Source organism: Aeromonas sp. (assembly GCF_050252055.1).
Classification (GTDB): domain Bacteria; phylum Pseudomonadota; class Gammaproteobacteria; order Enterobacterales; family Aeromonadaceae; genus Aeromonas; species Aeromonas caviae.
This window is the reverse complement of sequence record NZ_JBFWLQ010000009.1, coordinates 69,232-85,946: the sequence shown is the minus strand read 5'-3', so window position 1 is coordinate 85,946 and position 16,715 is coordinate 69,232. Positions and strand designations below refer to the sequence as shown.

Annotated in this window: 16 protein-coding genes and 1 tRNA gene; 4 read left to right on the top strand and 13 right to left on the bottom strand. The window is 60.7% G+C overall.

Features of this window, described 5'->3' with window-relative positions; genetic code table 11:
- Positions 1-58 precede the first annotated feature (58 nt).
- The 3 genes from AB7E19_RS16200 to AB7E19_RS16190 form a co-directional block, all read right to left on the bottom strand.
- Positions 59-733 carry a 7-cyano-7-deazaguanine/7-aminomethyl-7-deazaguanine transporter gene (locus tag AB7E19_RS16200; protein ID WP_322131295.1) on the bottom strand — a complete coding sequence of 225 codons (675 nt, stop codon included), beginning with the start codon at positions 731-733 and terminating at the stop codon, positions 59-61.
- A gap of 144 nt (positions 734-877) precedes the next feature.
- Positions 878-1,165 carry a DUF3630 family protein gene (locus tag AB7E19_RS16195; RefSeq protein WP_322131296.1) on the bottom strand — a complete coding sequence of 96 codons (288 nt, stop codon included), beginning with the start codon at positions 1,163-1,165 and terminating at the stop codon, positions 878-880.
- Between the two features lie 10 nt (positions 1,166-1,175).
- Entirely contained in the window at positions 1,176-2,603 is a 1,428-nt protein-coding gene (locus AB7E19_RS16190) for a protein adenylyltransferase SelO (protein ID WP_322131297.1), read from the bottom strand.
- Between the two features lie 104 nt (positions 2,604-2,707).
- Between AB7E19_RS16190 and AB7E19_RS16185 the strand changes: the two genes are divergently transcribed.
- Positions 2,708-3,010 (top strand): c-type cytochrome, encoded by a 303-nt coding sequence (locus AB7E19_RS16185; RefSeq protein ID WP_128272669.1) that lies wholly within the window; start codon positions 2,708-2,710, stop codon positions 3,008-3,010.
- 99 nt (positions 3,011-3,109) lie between these two features.
- On the opposite strand, the gene recQ is transcribed toward AB7E19_RS16185, so the two are convergent.
- Positions 3,110-4,945, bottom strand: a complete 1,836-nt coding sequence (gene recQ / locus AB7E19_RS16180; protein ID WP_039039660.1) for an ATP-dependent DNA helicase RecQ — start codon at positions 4,943-4,945, stop codon at positions 3,110-3,112.
- 133 nt (positions 4,946-5,078) lie between these two features.
- Between recQ and AB7E19_RS16175 the strand changes: the two genes are divergently transcribed.
- Positions 5,079-5,543 carry a thioesterase family protein gene (locus AB7E19_RS16175; RefSeq protein WP_069652393.1) on the top strand — a complete coding sequence of 155 codons (465 nt, stop codon included), beginning with the start codon at positions 5,079-5,081 and terminating at the stop codon, positions 5,541-5,543.
- A 123-nt stretch (positions 5,544-5,666) separates the two neighbouring features.
- Positions 5,667-6,194 carry a hypothetical protein gene (locus AB7E19_RS16170; RefSeq protein WP_010676052.1) on the top strand — a complete coding sequence of 176 codons (528 nt, stop codon included), beginning with the start codon at positions 5,667-5,669 and terminating at the stop codon, positions 6,192-6,194.
- Positions 6,195-6,429: 235 nt separating this feature from the next.
- Here AB7E19_RS16170 and AB7E19_RS16165 read toward each other — a convergent pair.
- The 9 genes from AB7E19_RS16165 to AB7E19_RS16125 all read right to left on the bottom strand — a co-directional run bounded on the left by AB7E19_RS16165 (position 6,430) and on the right by AB7E19_RS16125 (position 15,733).
- Positions 6,430-6,506 (bottom strand) — tRNA-Pro (locus AB7E19_RS16165).
- A gap of 141 nt (positions 6,507-6,647) precedes the next feature.
- A complete protein-coding gene (locus AB7E19_RS16160; RefSeq protein ID WP_322131298.1) occupies positions 6,648-7,373 on the bottom strand; it encodes an MOSC domain-containing protein in 726 nt (241 codons plus the stop codon).
- A gap of 48 nt (positions 7,374-7,421) precedes the next feature.
- The gene (locus AB7E19_RS16155) at positions 7,422-8,264 is read right to left on the bottom strand and encodes an ABC transporter permease subunit (RefSeq protein WP_010676054.1); all 843 of its coding nucleotides are present in this window, start codon (positions 8,262-8,264) and stop codon (positions 7,422-7,424) included.
- Positions 8,261-9,166 (bottom strand): ABC transporter permease subunit, encoded by a 906-nt coding sequence (locus AB7E19_RS16150; protein ID WP_010676055.1) that lies wholly within the window; start codon positions 9,164-9,166, stop codon positions 8,261-8,263. Before AB7E19_RS16150 ends, AB7E19_RS16155 begins: the two co-directional genes overlap by 4 nt.
- Positions 9,163-10,317, bottom strand: coding sequence for a polyamine ABC transporter ATP-binding protein (potA, locus tag AB7E19_RS16145; protein WP_010676056.1), 1,155 nt, complete (start codon positions 10,315-10,317; stop codon positions 9,163-9,165). The genes AB7E19_RS16150 and potA overlap by 4 nt, the downstream gene beginning before the upstream one ends.
- Positions 10,318-10,393: 76 nt before the next feature.
- Positions 10,394-11,473, bottom strand: coding sequence for a polyamine ABC transporter substrate-binding protein (locus AB7E19_RS16140; RefSeq protein WP_045522886.1), 1,080 nt, complete (start codon positions 11,471-11,473; stop codon positions 10,394-10,396).
- A 123-nt stretch (positions 11,474-11,596) separates the two neighbouring features.
- Positions 11,597-12,694 (bottom strand): polyamine ABC transporter substrate-binding protein, encoded by a 1,098-nt coding sequence (locus tag AB7E19_RS16135; RefSeq protein ID WP_039039663.1) that lies wholly within the window; start codon positions 12,692-12,694, stop codon positions 11,597-11,599.
- 54 nt (positions 12,695-12,748) lie between these two features.
- Positions 12,749-14,110 (bottom strand): aspartate aminotransferase family protein, encoded by a 1,362-nt coding sequence (locus AB7E19_RS16130; protein WP_010676059.1) that lies wholly within the window; start codon positions 14,108-14,110, stop codon positions 12,749-12,751.
- 291 nt (positions 14,111-14,401) lie between these two features.
- Complete coding sequence (locus AB7E19_RS16125; protein ID WP_010676060.1) at positions 14,402-15,733, bottom strand: glutamine synthetase family protein; 1,332 nt, start codon at positions 15,731-15,733, stop codon at positions 14,402-14,404.
- A gap of 462 nt (positions 15,734-16,195) precedes the next feature.
- Here AB7E19_RS16125 and AB7E19_RS16120 point away from each other — a divergent pair, with 462 nt between their 5' ends.
- Entirely contained in the window at positions 16,196-16,582 is a 387-nt protein-coding gene (locus tag AB7E19_RS16120) for a TraR/DksA family transcriptional regulator (protein WP_010676061.1), read from the top strand.
- Positions 16,583-16,715: the final 133 nt, after the last annotated feature.

Here is a 16,715-nt window from a genome sequence, read left to right as displayed (position 1 = left end):
AAGCCTTATTTGCGAAGATCGCAAAAAAATTGACCACCCATGGGGGTGGTCAATCTCATCAGGCTTGTCGCGTAGCAGCTTGCAGGCCAGCCAATCCGGCCTCCCCCACCAGCTTGCGGCTGAGATAGCGCAGCAGCACACCGTAAAGCGGCACAAACAACCCCAGACTTATCAGCAACTTGAATACGTAATCCACGGTCGCGATCTCGACCCAGTGCTCGGCCATGAAGGGATCCGTGCTGCGCCAGAAGGCGATGCCGAAGAAGGCGATGGTATCCACCAGATTGCCGAACAGGGTGGAGGCCGCCGGAGCCACCCACCAGGCTTTCAGCAGGCGCAGGCGGTTGAACACCACCACATCCATGAACTGGCCCACCAGATAGGCCATAAAGCTGGCTAACGCGATCCGGGCAACAAAGAGATTGAACTCTGCCAGATTGCCCACCCCCTGGAAGCTCCCTTCGAAGAAGAGCACCGAGAGCACGTAAGACACGGTCAATGCCGGCAGCATCACGGTCTGGATGATCTTGCGTGCCAGGCCGGCGCCGAAGATCCGCACCGTCAGATCGGTGGCCAGGAAAATGAACGGGAAGCTGAAGGCACCCCAGGTGGTGTGGAAGCCAAAGATGGTGATCGGCAGCTGCACCAGGTAGTTGCTGCTGGCAATGATCAGGATGTGGAACAACGAGAGACGCATCAGTGCCGTCTGGTACTGAGCCGGAGTCAGGTTCATATTGTGACCTTTTTGGTTAATGGGGTTAGGGAACCCATATCGCCACCATGGCGATAATCAAGGGGCGAGATTATACGCCCCAAAATTGATAGTTCAATCTTTATGCGGTTATCTCAAGGGATTGACTCGCATCGCACGCAAAGCTCACTCCCGGGACTGCCGAGCCAGCCAGAGCAGCGCCTCCGCGTCGTCCGGCTGCACCGCCGCCAGCCAGCAGCCGCTGTAATGTTCGTACTCGAGCCGAAAGCGGCTGCCTTCAAACTCCAGCAGCCAGCTGTAGCGATCCGCCCCCCACTCCCGCTCGAGTGCCGCCAGCTCCCACTCCTGCAACAGGGCCTCGGCCAGAGTCGGGAAGCTGTCCCAGTCAAGGCCCGGGCAGGTCAGCATCACCACCCCGGCTTCCCTGTCTGTCTGCGTGATACGCCAGTTCATCCGTTGCTCCTCAACTGCTGCACGAGAGCTCGCCCCCGCAATACCAGCCCGGATGCGGGGTGGCGAGATCCTCGTATTCCGGTTGCTCATCATAGGGGTGCAGCAGGGCAACAAACAGCCGCTCGAACGGCGCCATGTCGCCCTGCTCTGCCGCCTCTATTACCTGTTGGGCCAGGGCGTTGCGCAGCACATACTTGGGATTGACCGCATCCATCTGCCCCTTGCGCACGCCATCCTCGCTCCCTTCCCGGGCGAGGCGTGCCCGATAGGCCTCAAGCCACCCCTGCCAGACGGCAGGAACCGGCAACAGGGCCAGCAGGCTGGCGGGCCAGTCACCCTGAGCGGTCAATTCCCCCAGCCGTCGCAGGAAGAGGTGGTAATCCACCTTGTGCGCCGCCAGCAGCCGGAACAACTCGCGGAACAGCGCCGGATCCTCCTCTTCCCACACCGCCAGCCCCAGCTTGGCGCGCATCTGCTCGGAGTAGTGCAACATCAGCTGGTGCTCGTACTGGGCCAGGGCCGACGCGAGCGCGTCGCCATCCACATGGCCGGCCAGCGCCTGTGCCAGCTTCTGCAGGTTCCAGTATCCGACCGCAGGCTGCTGATCCAGCGCATAGCGACCGCCCGGATCCGAGTGGTTGCAGACAAAGTCCGGCACATAGGCGTCGATGAAACCGTAGGGGCCGTAATCCAGGGTCAACCCGAGCAGGGACATGTTGTCGGTGTTCATCACCCCGTGACAGAACCCCGCCGCCTGCCACTTGGCGATGAGCCGCGCGGTGCGGCGAACTACTTCGGCAAACAACTCGGCGCCATCGGCCAGCTCGGGGAAGTGGTAACGCCGCACATAGTCGATGAGGGCGGGGATCTTCTCCCCCTGCCCGCTCCAGGCGAAATACTCGAAATGACCGAAGCGCAGATGGCTCGGCGCGGTGCGCAGCACGGTCGCCCCGCTCTCCACCTGCTCCCGGTAGACAGGCTCGTCACTGCCCAGCAGCACCAGAGCCCGGGTGGTGGGAATGCCGAGGGCATGCAGCGCCTCGGAAGCCAGGTACTCGCGAATGCTGGATCGCAGCACGGCACGGCCGTCGCCAAAGCGGGAGAATGGCGTCTTGCCCGCCCCTTTCAGGTGCAGGTCCCAGCGGCTGCCATCCGGCGCCAGCTGCTCCCCCAGCAGCAGGGCGCGGCCATCCCCGAGGCGCGGGCTGTAACCACCGAACTGGTGGCCCGCATAGACCTGGGCCACCGGCTGCATGCCCGGCAGGGGCTGCCCCTGGCCGCAACAAGCGAGCCACTGCGCCTCGCTCACCTCCCCGAGCCCCAGCTCCCCAAGCAGCGCACGGTTCAGATGCAGCAATCTGGGGCCATGCAGCGGCTGCGGGGCAACAGGCTCGCAAGCCCAGGGGAGTTCGGTGGCAAAAGTGTTGATCAACTTCATGGTGATGGGGGTTGTCCCTGCGTATGCTCGTGTCACTCTTTATACCGCCGTCGGCTCGTCGAGGCTAACAGGCGATCACGATTATTCATTTCAAGGAGAAGACGATGCAAAAGTGGGTCTATACCCTGCCCCTGCTGGCGCTTGCCTGGGGCCATCAGGCCAAGGCGGCCGACATAGACGCAGGCAAGGCCAAATCCGTGGTCTGTGCCGCCTGTCATGGCGCGGATGGCAAGGCGAGCGTCCCGACCTACCCCCACCTCGCGGGCCAGAACCAGGCCTATTTGCTCAAGCAGATGAAAGCGTTCAAGGAGGGTTCCCGTACCGAGCCGCTGATGGTTCCCTTCATGGCGATGCTGACCGAGGCGGACATGGAGAATCTGGCGGCCTATTACGCCAGCCTGAAATAATGCATGGCGCCGACCAACGGGCGCCTTTCCACTGTTTGTTGTGCCAGCCTACCGGCCTGGGCCTGCAGCGGTCGATGACAAGGTCTACCTGGGCCGACCCTACCGGCGGCAGTAGTCGATGATCAGGTCCATAAAGGCCTCACCGAAGCGCTCCAGCTTGCGGTGACCGACACCGTTGACCGCCAGCATTTCCTCCTCGGTCATCGGCATGAGCTGTGCCATCTCAACCAGGGTGGCGTCGTTGAACACCACATAGGGCGGCACCTCTTCATCCTCGGCGATCTGCTTGCGCAGGGCGCGCAGCTCCTTGAACAGCCGCTTGTCATAGTTGGCGTTGTCGAGCAGGCCGTTGCGCTTCTCCTTGCGACTGGAGATGGGCTGCAGGCGGGGGACTGCCAGTTCAAGCTTCATCTCGCCACGCAGCACGGGTCGAGCCGCTTCGGTCAGCTGCAACACCAGATTGCGGGTGATGTTCTGGGTCAGCAACCCCTTGTGGATCAGCTGGCGGATGACGCTCATCCAGTATTCGTGGCTCTGATCCTTGCCGATGCCGTAGGTCGACAGCTTGTCGTGACCGTGATCCTTGATGCGCTGGTTCAGCGATCCGCGCAGCACCTCCACCACATAACCCACCCCGAAATTCTGTCCCACCCGCCAGACGCAGGAGAGCGCTTTCTGGGCGTCTTCGGTGCCGTCATAACTCTGGGGCGGATCGAGGCAAATGTCGCAGTTGCCGCACGGCTTGTCGTTGTACTCGCCGAAGTAGTTGAGCAGCACCTGACGGCGGCAAGTCTGCGCCTCGGCGAAGGCCGCCATCACGTTGAGCTTGTACTGCTCCACCTGCAACTGCTGTGGGTTTTCGATGTTGTCGAGCAGCCGGCGCACCCGACCGATGTCGGCGGGATCGTAGAGCAGCAGCGCCTCGGCCGGGGTGCCGTCGCGCCCGGCACGGCCGGTTTCCTGATAGTAGGATTCGATGTTCTTGGGGATGTCGTAGTGCACCACGAAGCGCACGTTGGGCTTGTCGATGCCCATGCCGAACGCCACCGTCGCCACCACGATCTCGATGTCATCCTTGAGGAAGGCCTCCTGGGTCTGCTGACGCAGCTCCAGCGGCAGACCGGCATGATAGGGTGCCGCCTTGCAGCCGTGACGGGATAGCCGCTCGGCCACCTCCTCCACCCGATTGCGGCTGGAGCAGTAGACGATGCCGCAGTTGCCCTTCTGGCTCTGCACGTAGCGCAGCAGCTGCTCCGCCGCCTTGAACTTTTCCACCAGGCTGTAGCGGATATTGGGCCGATCGAAGCTGGCGGTGTGGATGAAGGGATCGTTCAGTTCCAGCCGGTGCAGCATGTCGCTGCGGGTCGCCTCGTCGGCGGTGGCGGTGAGCGCTACCACCGGCACCTGGGGGAACCACTGCTTGAGCCGTCCCAGCGCCGCGTATTCCGGCCGAAAATCGTGCCCCCACTGGGAGACGCAGTGGGCCTCGTCGATGGCGAACAGGCCGAGGGGCAACTCCGCCAACCGGTCCATGAACTCGTGCTGCAGCAAACGCTCGGGGGAAACATAAACCAGCTTGATCTCGCCCCGGCGCATGGCGGCAAAGTTCTGGATCATCTCTTCCCGGCTCAGTGCCGAGTTGATGTAGACCGCCGCCACGCCGTTGGCGCGCAGGGTGTCGACCTGATCCTTCATCAGCGAGATGAGGGGGGAGACCACCACACCGAGCCCGGGTCGCAGCAGCGCCGGGATCTGGTAGCAAAGCGACTTGCCGCCGCCGGTGGGTTTGAGCACCAGGGCATCGCGCCCCGCCACTATCTGCTCGATGATCTCGAGCTGGCCCGGCCGAAACTGCTGATAGCCAAACACCGCCTGCAACAGGGCAAGGGGATTCTCTGGCTGAGGGTCAGGCAGGGTTTCGGCAATGACGGTCATGGGCTCTCCTTTGGGGTCGCCATTCTAAAGCAGCCGCCGCCCACAATAAACCTGCCATTGCGAGTGTTAAGGAAGTGTTGCAGACTGGCTGGAGTTTTTACTCGGCTGTGCTGACAGGGATCGGACGCAAGGAATGAAACAGATGCTCAAGAAGATGGCGCTCAGTGGCATAGCCAACCTGTTCGCCGAAAAGATGCCCTTCAACAAGCTGATCGGCATGCAAGTCACCCACTACGACTTCGATAAAGTGGAGCTGCGCATCAAGATGGAACAGAAGCTCATCGGCAACCCTTTCCACAACATACTGCACGGCGGCGTCACCGCCAGCCTGCTCGACGTGGCGGGCGGCATGATAGTCGCAGCCTCCTGCATCGACGAGCTGGAGAACTTCTCCCCCAGCTATCTCAAGGAGCGCTTCTCGCGGCTTGGCACCATCGATCTGCGGGTGGACTATCTTCGTCCCGGTCGCGGCAACGAGTTCATCGCCACCGCCCACATCATCCGGGCAGGCAGCAAGGTCGCGGTCGCCCGCATGGAGCTGCACAACGAAGAGGGCACTCACATCGCCTTTGGCACGGGGACCTACCTCGTCGGCTAATGGTTTTTATTGCATAAAAAGTGCGCTTCTAAGCTGATTTTAATCATTAGAATTCTTACCCCCTCCTCCGCTCAGGGTCCATACTGAAAGTCGGGATTCTGTGCAGAGGGAGGATTGCAGACGATGAGCGCGATACTGGCTACCCAACCATCCAGAGCCTTGCTGACACGACTTGAGGCCATGCGCGAAGAAGTGCAGACCCCAGAGTGCCGTCACTGGTTGGAACAGGAGCTGGAGGGGTATTCTCTCTGTTCACCCCTGCCCTGGTATCGCATCATTGCCTGTCGGCAACGCGGTCACTTCCTGAATCTGAAGACGGGAAAATATCTGACTTGCCATATCGGCAGCCAAACGCTAAGCCAACGCGACCTGGCCCAAGTTCAGTTCATCTATGCCCGTGAACCCGCCGCCCACTATTTACTGCGTCACGATTCCCATATCGAGCCCTGGCCGGAATCGCTGCTGGAAGCGTATCGAGAGCAGCTGATCCCTGGTCATCTCTGCCTGCAAGCCTGGCATGAGCCCGTGTCTTCGCTGCGTTCACAACTGATGGAGGGAATAGCACATTTCATTAGTGAGTACCCCAAGCATGCGGCCCTGCAAACCCAACACGGTTTCAAGGCATTGCGGCATCAACACTGGCATATCTGAATGAGCGCCTGGGGCGCAAGGAGGGCACCATCGACAAGACCCATAACGAGATTGTCACAATCTAGAGTGCCGGAGTCAGGATCAGACTCCACCAGTGGGGCCACCGAGCGGTGGCCCTTTTAGTTGGGCAAATGAGGGAAATCGGAGCAGGAGAAGCAATCGACAATGGAAATGTCAGCTTTGCTTCAACAGACCAAATGCGAAAAGGCCGCTCATTGAGCGGCCTTTTCAAATTTGGTCGGTGTGAGAGGATTCGAACCTCCGACCCCTTCGTCCCGAACGAAGTGCGCTACCAAGCTGCGCTACACACCGATGTCTGCGGGGCGAGAATTTACCGAAAGCCCCGACCCGACACAAGCCTTTTTTTGCATTCACTCTAAAAAAATGGCTTTACGCTCAATAATTCAGCAAGTCGCAGGAAAAATCGCCCACAAGGTATCTTTCCGCCTGCCTTCAGCCCTGTCGAGGCAACCTGAACTCGGTCGGCCCCAGCAAACGCCGGCTCCAATCCGCCACCACTCCATGTTCCAGCCAATGAGCCGCATGCTGGCGCCAGTTGGGGGAGAGCGCCGGGTTCTCCAGCAGCAGTTGCAGATCGTCCTCGTTGCGGGCCTGGTTGAACAGGATGTCGGCGGTGCGCTTCACCGTCAGCTCAGGGTAGGGTCTGTCCACCAGTGTCAGCTCCCCCTGCGGATCCACCCTTCCCTCTTCCAGCACCCGCAGCAGCCAGCCACAGCGACCACTCAGCTGCATCGCCTGGGAGAGCTGGCCATAGCCAAAGCGCTGGTTGAGCTTGAAACAGGGGGATCTGGGCTGGCTTATCTGGATCAGCGCCTCCCCAAGTCGATAGACATCGCCGATGCAGGCCTGCGCCTCCGTCAGCCCCGAACCAGAGAGATTCTCGCCAAAGGCGGCAGGCTGCCAGGGTGTGCGTGGTACAGGCAGTCCCAGCGCGGTTTGCCAGGTTTTCCACCAGGCGTAATGCTCCGCAGGGTAATGGTGCAGGGCCCGATCCGGGCCGCCATGATGGCGTCTGTCGCTCTGCTCATCCCCGCGAAGGCCGAGGAAATCGCACCACAGAGGGGCGTCGGCAGGCTGCTTGTGGATGGCACTGATGAGGCCGGGGGCCTGCTCTGGGTTCAGTTCGGCACTCTGGCCGATGAAGAGGGAGATCCGCATTCCATTCTCCTGACGGATGGGGGAATGCGGATCTTATCACGGGGCAGGTCAGGCAACTGCCTGCATCTGGGTGGTCATGGCGATTTCGGCACGGCGGCGTTTCTCCGCCCGGGCCATCAGATACCAGCTACCGAAGGTGAACAGGGATACCGACAGCAGGATCAGGCTCGCGATGGCGTTGATCTCGGGCTTCACGCCGAGGCGCACCGCCGAGAACACTTCCATCGGCAAGGTGGTCGAACCCGGGCCGGAGACGAAGCTCGCCAGCACCAGATCATCCAGCGACAGGGCGAACGACATCATGCCACCCGCCGCCAGCGACGGGGCTATCATCGGGATGGTGATCAGGAAGAACACCTTCCAGGGCTTGGCACCCAGGTCCATGGCCGCCTCCTCGATGGAGAGATCCAGCTCCCGCAGCCGCGCCGACACCACGATCGCCACATAGGCGGTACAGAAGGTGGTATGTGCTATCCAGATGGTCAGCATGCCCCGCTCCGCGGGCCAACCCACCAGCTGGGCCATGGCCACGAACAGCAGCAGCAGGGAGAGACCGGTGATCACCTCGGGCATCACCAGCGGCGCCGTCACCATGCCGCCGAACAGGGTCCGGCCACGGAAGTGAGGGATCCGGGTCAGCACGAAGGCCGCCACCGTCCCTAGCGCCACCGCCGCGATGGCGGTGTAGAAGGCGATCTCCAGGGAGCGGAACACGGACCCGATCAACTGTTTGTTGTCGAGCAGGCCGAAGTACCACTTGAGCGACCAGCCCCCCCACACCGTCACCAGCTTGGAGGCGTTGAAGGAGTAGATGACCATGATGATCATGGGCAGGTAGATGAACAGCAGCCCCAGCCACAGCATCAGCTTGGCAAAACCGAAACGTCTCATGCCTTGCCCTCCAGCTCTTTGGCCTGGTTGCGGTTGAACAGGATGATGGGAATGATCAGCACCGCCAGCATCACCACCGCCAGGGCGGAGGCCACCGGCCAGTCACGGTTGTTGAAGAACTCCTGCCACAACACCTTGCCGATCATCAGGGTCTCAGGGCCGCCCAGCATCTCCGGGATGACGAACTCGCCCACCACCGGGATGAAGACCAGCATGCAACCGGCGATGATGCCGTTCTTGGAGAGTGGCACCGTGATCTGCCAGAACCGGGTCAGGTTGCGGGCACCCAGATCGGAGGCTGCCTCCAGCAGGCTCTGGTCGTGCTTGACCAGGTTGGCGTAGAGCGGCAGCACCATGAACGGCAGGTAGGAGTATACGATGCCGATATAGACCGCCAGGTTGGTATTGAGGATCTGCAGCGGTTCGTCGATCACCCCGATGCCCAGCAGGACGCTGTTGAGCAGGCCGTTGTTGCTGAGGATCCCCATCCAGGCGTAGACCCGGATCAGGATCGCCGTCCAGGTCGGCATCATGATGAGCAGCAGCAGAACGGTCTGGGTCTCCTTGTTGGCCCGCGAAATGGCGTAAGCCATGGGATAACCGATCAACAGGCAGAGCAGGGTGCTGACCAGGGCTATCTTGAGGGACCCCAGATAAGCCGCGATGTAGAGCTCATCCTCCTGCAGCAGCAGGTAGTTGCCCAGGTTGAGCAGTATGGTGAGCTGATTGTCTGCCCAGCTCACCACGTCCGTGTAGGGCGGGATGGCCACGTCCGCTTCGGCGAAGCTGATCTTCACGACGATGATGAAGGGCAGCAGGAAGAAGAGGAACAGCCAGAAGAAGGGGATGCCGATGACCAGCTGCCGCCCTCCCACCTGTTTGAGTCGTCTCAATGCCTTCATGATTGCAGCACCACGCCGCTGTCATCTTCCCAGTAGAGGAACACCTGGTCATCCCAGGTCGGCCGTTTGCCGTGGCGTTCGGCATTGGCGATGAAAGCCTGAACGATTTTGCCCGAGGGCAACTGGATGTGATACACGGAATGGCCGCCCAGATAGGCGATGTCATAAACCTCGCCCTTGGTCCAGTTGAAGTCCGGATGCTCGATCTCTTCCGGCTTTTGCAGGCTCATCAGCAGTTTTTCCGGACGCAGGGCATAGGTGACCTTCTTGTTCTCCGCCCGGGAGCTGATGCCGTGACCCACATAGATGGGCTGCTCCAGATCCGCACAGGCGATGATGGCGTGGTCCTGCTCATCCTCCACCAGCAGGCCGTCAAACAGGTTGACGTTGCCGATGAACTCGCACACCAGCCGACTGGCCGGGGTCTCGTAGATGTCCATCGGGCTGCCGATCTGCTCGATGCAACCGAGGTGCATGATGGCGATCCGCTCGGCCATGGTCATGGCTTCTTCCTGATCGTGGGTCACCATGACGCAGGTCACGCCCACCCGCTCGATGATCTCGACCAGCTCGAGCTGCATGGTGGAGCGCAGCTTCTTGTCCAGCGCCCCCATGGGCTCATCCAGCAGCAGCAGCTTGGGACGCTTGGCCAGGGAACGAGCCAGGGCCACCCGCTGACGCTGACCACCGGAGAGCTGGTGCGGCTTGCGGCGGGCGTACTGGGTCATCTGCACCAGCTTGAGCATCTCTTCCACCCGGGCATCGATCTCCGCCTTGGGCAGGCCATCCTGCTTGAGGCCGAAGGCGATGTTCTGGGCCACCGTCATGTGGGGGAACAGGGCATAGGACTGGAACATCATGTTGATGGGGCGTTCATAGGGCGGCATGTCGGTAATGTCGACGCCGTCGAGGAACAGCCGTCCTTCCGTGGGTCGCTCGAACCCGGCCAGCATCCGCAGCAAGGTGGACTTGCCGGAGCCGGACCCACCCAGCAGGGCGAAGATCTCGCCCTTGTGGATGTTGAGAGACACGTTGTCGACCGCCAGCGTTTCGTCGAACTGCTTGCTTACCCTGTCTATTTTGACCAGCACTTCTTTACGCTGCTGGCTGCCCTCGAGGGCTTTCTTGTAGGCACTGGAGGCTATCGCCATTACCAAACTCCCAAAGGTGATTCCGGCCTGGGCCGATCCATCAATACAATCTGGCGCCCCGGGATGGGCGCCAAGGTTAGGTTCCGGATTTGATCTTGGTCCAACTCCGGGTGATCAGGCGCTGCACCGAGCGGGGATGTGCTTCCTGCACATACAGACGCTCCAGCACCGCCTGGGGGGGATAGACAGACTCGTCCTCGCGCACGGCCTTGTCCATGAACTCTCCCGCCTTGATGTTCGGGTTCGCGTAACCCACATAGTCGCTCACCTTGGCGATGACCTGCGGTTCGAGAATGTAGTTGATCAAGGCGTGAGCCTCTTTCACGTTGGTGGCATCGGCCGGGATCGCCATCATGTCGAACCAGAGATTGCCACCCTCCTTGGGGATGCTGTAGGCAATATTGATCCCCTTGCCCGCCTCCTCGGCCCGGGACGCCGCCTGCAGGATGTCGCCGGAGAAACCCGCCGCCACGCAGATGTTGCCGTTGGCGAGGTCACCGATGTACTTGGAGGAGTGGAAGTAGGCCACATAGGGGCGCACCTTGAGCAGCTGCTCTTCGGCCCGCTTGATATCCGCCGGCTCATGGCTGTTGGGGTTGAGCCCCAGGTAGTTGAGGGCAGCCGGGATCATCTCGTCCGCCGAATCGAGGAAGGCCACGCCGCACTGGGAGAGCTTCTTCATGTTTTCCGGCTCGAAGATGGTCGCCCAGGAGTCAATCTTGTCGACACCCAGCACTTCCTTGATCTTGTCGACGTTGTAGCCGATGCCGTTGGTGCCCCAGAGGTAGGGCACGGCGTACTGATGGCCCGGATCCACCTTCTCGAGCTGCTTGAGCAGCATGGGGTCCAGGTTGCTCAGGTTTGGCAGCAGGGTGAGGTCCAGCTTCTGGAAGGCCCCCGCCTTGATCTGCTTGGCCAGGAAATTGTTGGAGGGCACGACCAGATCGTAGCCGGTGCGTCCGGTCAGCAGCTTGCCTTCCAGCGTCTCGTTGGAGTCAAACACGTCGTAGACGGTCTTGATCCCGGTCTTCTGCTGAAAGTCACTGAGGGTGGTCTCGCCGATATAATCGGACCAGTTGTAAAAATGAACCACAGGGGCTGCCTGGGTCAGATTTGCAAACCCCAGGGTCAGGGCCAGCGTTGCCATCTTGGTCATGTGCACTTATCAGTCCTCATTTGTGTGATTTTGCCAGTCGCGCATCCATACGCGCCGTCCAACCTGTCGGGTGGTCACCACCCTCCCGGCCGAACTGCGGACCGGGAGGGGTACTCGTCACTCTTACTTGCCTGACTTGATCTTGGTCCAGCTGCGGGTCATCAGACGCTGCACCTTGGCCGGCAGATCCGGGAAGGTGTAGATCTTCTTGAGGGTATCCGGCGTCGGGTAGATACCCGGGTCGGTACGGATCGCCTCGTCCACCAGCGGCGTGGCCGCCTTGTTGCCGTTCGGGAACTGCACCACGTTGGTGATGTTCGCGATCACGTCCGGCTTCATCAGGTAATTGATGAAGGTGTGGGCCGCCTCGACGTTCTTGGCATCCGCCGGGATGGCGATCATGTCGAAGAAGCTGCCTGCCCCCTCTTTCGGAATGGTGTATGTCAGGCTGACACCGTTCTTGGCCTCGGCGGCGCGCGCCTTGGACTGCTGCAGGTCACCGGAGTAACCGACCGCCACGCACAGGTTGCCGTTGGCCAGATCCGAAATGTACTTGGAGGAGTGGAAATAGGCGGTATAGGGACGGATGGAGAGGAACAGCTCCTCTGCCTTCTTCAGCTCGTCCGGCTTCTGGCTGTCCGGCTTGAAGCCCAGGTATTGCAGGGCGGCCGGCAGCATTTCGGTCGGCGAGTCGAGGAAGGAGACACCGCACTCCTTCAGCTTGGCCATGTTCTCCGGCTTGAACACCAGATCCCAGGAGTCCACCGGGGCATCGGCCCCCAGCACGGCCTTCACCTTCTCGGCGTTGTAGGCATAGCCGATGGTTCCCCACAGGTAAGGGATGGAGTATTGGTTGCCCGGATCGCTCGGTTCGAGCGCCTTGAGCAGGTCGACGTCCAGGTTCTGCCAGTTGGAGAGTTTGGACTTGTCCAGCTTCTGGAAGACACCTGCCTTGATCTGCTTGGCCAGGAAGGGGTTGGACGGTACGACGATGTCATAGCCCGACTTGCCTGCCAGCAACTTGGCTTCCAGCACTTCGTTGCTGTCGAACACGTCGTAGACCACCTTGATGCCCGTCTCCTTCTGGAAGTTTTCCAGCGTATCCGGCGCGATATAGTCGCTCCAGTTGTAGACGTGCAGCACCTTCTCGTCGGCCATCGCCCCGGTACTCATCATGACCAGCGCCACGGAAGCAGCCATCATTCCCTTTTTAAAAGACATAGTCCTTGTCTCCTAAGCAAATTGTATGCGTAAGCCAACCTGCCCGGTTCCCGCCTATTCCCGCAGCTTTGCAGCCGTCAGGTCCAGACTGAGCCTGGCCAGTTTGACCAATTCATCCACCTGTTCCTCGGTGATCACCAAGGGGGGCGATATGATCATGGTATCGCCGACAGCCCTCATCACCAAGCCATTGTTAAAACAGAACTCCCGACAGGTCATCCCGGCATGGAGCTCGGCCGGGAAGCGACGTTTCGTCTGCTTGTCCTGCACTATTTCCAGCGCGGCGACCAGGCCTTTTCCACGGGTTTCACCCACCAGCGGATGGTCCGCCAGCTCAGCCCAGCGGCGCTGCAAATAGGGGCCGATACTATCATGAACTCGCTTAACTATGCTCTCCCTTTGCATAAGCTGGATGTTGGCAATGGCCACGGCGCAGGCGACCGGATGGCCGGAATAGGTGAAGCCATGGTTGAACTCCCCCCCCTCTTCCACCAGCACCCTGGCAACCCTGTCCCCCACCATCACGGCGCCCATCGGCAGATAGCCGGAGGTAATGCCCTTGGCCAGGCACATGAGGTCGGGTTTGATGCCAAAACCTTCACTGGCAAACCAGTGACCGGTGCGGCCAAAGCCGCAGATCACCTCGTCGGCGATAAGCAGGATGCCGTACTGGTCGCAGATGCGCTGGATCTCGGGCCAGTAGCTCTCGGGGGGAATGATGACCCCCCCCGCACCCTGGATAGGCTCGCCGATGAAGGCGGCCACCTTGTCCACCCCCAGTGCCAGGATCTTCTCTTCCAGCTGGCGGGCACGGGCCAGACCGAACTCGTGGGCGCTCATGCCCTCTCCCTCACCGAAGTGATAGGGCTGGTCGATGTGTACTATGCCCGGAATGGGCAAGCCGCCCTGGGCGTGCATCCCCTTCATGCCGCCCAGACTGGCCCCCGCCACGGTGGAGCCGTGATAGGCATTGTGGCGGCTGATGATCACCTGCTTGTCAGGTTGTCCCTTGCTGGCCCAGTAGTGGCGCACCATGCGCAGCACGGTGTCGTTGCACTCGGAACCCGAGCCGGTGAAGAAGACGTGGTTGAGGTGGGAAGGGGTGATCTCGGCCAGCAGGGTGGCCAGCTCGGCAGCAGGGGGGTGGCTGGTCTGGAAGAAGAGGTTGTAGTAGGGCAGTTGCTGCATCTGGCGAGTGGCGGCATCCACCAGCTCCTGACGGCCGTAGCCCATGTTGACGCACCACAGACCCGCCATCCCGTCCAGAATGCGCTTGCCTTCGGAGTCTTCCAGATAGACGCCTTCGGCCTTGGTGATGATGCGACTGCCCTTCTTGTTCAGGGCCTGAAAATCGGTAAACGGATGCAGATGATGGCTGGCTTCCAGTTGCTGCCACTCACGGGTGGTGTGCTGCATTGCTTGCTCCTCGGTTCCTTCGATTCGGCGAATCTTGTCGCCATTCATGAGGGCACGGGTGGCCTGCCCGGTCACTGCCATTCACGGGGCTGGCACTCTCTTGCCTGCTCGATGCCTTTCCATGGGGCGAACATCGTCGCCAGTTGATTGCAGGTGACGCCCCTCTCCATTGCGGGAGCGGGCCTCACCTATACTCGGTGCCTTCCGGGTCGCGGGCGCCCCAGCCAGACGGGCCTTCGGCCCCTTGCTTGCGATATGACGGGGAGAGGCCTCGCCTCCCCCGGGGACAGATCAGACGTTCAGCAGCAGGAATTCCCGTTCCCAGCGGCTGATCACGCCGAAATAGGTCTCGTACTCCTTGCGTTTGACGGCCACGAAGGCGCGGATGAAGCGCTCCCCCAGCATGTCCTTGATGGGTTCACACTGCTCCAGGTGGCTCAGCGATTCCTCCAGCGAGCGGGGCAGGCTGTAGGGCAGGTCATAGGCACTCGCCTTCATCTCCTGCATGGGTTCCAGCTTCTCCAGCATGCCGAGGTAGCCGCAGGCCAGGGTGGCGGCCAGGGCCAGATACGGGTTGGCATCGGCCCCGGCGAAGCGGTTCTCGACCCGGCGTGCACTCGGTTCGGAGAAGGGGACCCGCAGGCCGCAGGTGCGGTTTTCCACCCCCCACTGCACGTTGCGCGGCGCACTCTCGCCAAAGGTGAGGCGGCGGTAGGAGTTGACGTTCGGCGCCAGCAGGGCGGTCACTGCCGGGGTGTATTTCTGCAGGCCGGCGATGAAATGCATGAACAGATCGGAGTTGCCCCCTTCGCTGGTACCAAACAGGTTGTTGCCATCCATGTCTTCCAGGCTCTGGTGGATATGCATGGCGGAACCCGGTTCGTTGCTCATGGGCTTGGCCATGAAGGTGGCATAGATGCCGTGGCGATGAGCGGCCTCGCGCATGGTGCGCTTGAACAGAAACACCTGGTCGGCGAGATCGATGGCATCCCCGTGCAGGAAGTTGATCTCCATCTGGGCGGCGCCGGATTCGTGGATCAGGGTGTCCACCTCCAGCTCCTGGGCCTCGCAGTAGTCGTACATGTCCTCGAAGATGGGGTCGAATTCGTTCACCGCATCGATGCTGAACGACTGGCGGGCCGTTTCCGGGCGGCCGTTGCGGCCCACCGGCGGCACCAGCGGATAGTCGGGATCTTCGTTGCGGGTCACCAGGTAGAACTCCAGCTCCGGCGCCACCACCGGCTTCCAGCCCTGCTTCTCGTAGAATGACAGAACCCGGCGCAGCACGGAGCGGGGAGCGATGTCGATGAGCTTGCCGTTGACGTCAAAGCAGTCGTGGATCACCTGGGCGGTGGGCTCCAGCGCCCAGGGTACGAAACGAATGGTGTTGGGATCGGGGTAGAGCTGCATGTCCCGCTCCAGCGGGTCTATCATGCTGTCGTCATCCGGGTACTCGCCGGTCACCGTCTGAGTGAAAATGACCTCGGGCAGCCGCATGCCCCCCTCGCGCAGAAACTTGTTGGCTGGAATGATCTTGCCTCGGGCATTGCCGGTGAAATCCGGAAACAGGCACTCCACTTCCGTGATGCGATTGCTCTCCATCCAGCCCTTGATACTGTCCATGTTAAACCCCGACTTTACGGTTGCCATTGTCAAGGGTGTCTAATATAAGGAACACCCTTGTTAAGAAAATGTAATCGACCACACCATAAAAGCCCGTGATAAAGGCCTTTGTCAAGCAGCGGTGTTTAAAAAACTATAAACAACGGCCTGTATAATGACCATCGCGGCACCAAATACTAAACACTTTGTGTCACGATCAGCCCACTGCAAGCTCGATGCCAACGGCGGCGGGATCTCGTTCGATACTCAGTCAGACCCTGTCGGAGAAGGCCCATTTCTTTGCAAGGGCGCACACTCCTTATCCAATTTCCTTTGCATGTCTGCATTTTTTTGGTACAAGGCCCGCCCTGATTTGCACTCTCCTGCATGGATTTGGTGCAAAACGGGATACAAGGGCTTGGTCTGACGACAGACAGCCCCCATCAATGGGTAACATTGGGAAACTGACTGGTAGCAAACCGTATGTGTGATTTCATGACAGAAGACCAACTGACCTTCTACAAAGGCCAGATCGAGCGACAAATCCTTGAGCTCGAAGAACGTCTCAACTCCCAGGCCAGCCAGGCTATCGCCACCGATACCAACGAGATGGCGGATGAAATTGACCGTGCCAGTGTCGAGGAGGCCCGTCGCCTGGAGCTGAACCGCATCGAGCACGACAAGTTGCACCTGCGCAAGCTGAAAGGGGCGTTGAAGCGGATCAATGAAGGGGATTTTGGCTATTGCGAATCCTGTGGCGACGAGATCTCTCTCAAGCGGCTGCAGGCCCGTCCCGAGTCCCGCTTCTGTGTTGAATGCCAGAGCACCAAGGAATTCAACGACACTCACGTGTTCCGTCGCGTCGCCTGATGCGGCGAACAAGCCCGGCCTCGGTACGAGCCGGGCACAGGGCAGGCCATGCCCGAAGATGACGCGGCCGGGTGATCCCCGGCCCCTTTCACAGCAAGAGCGTGACAACTTCTGTTAGACTCCGGGCAAGTCC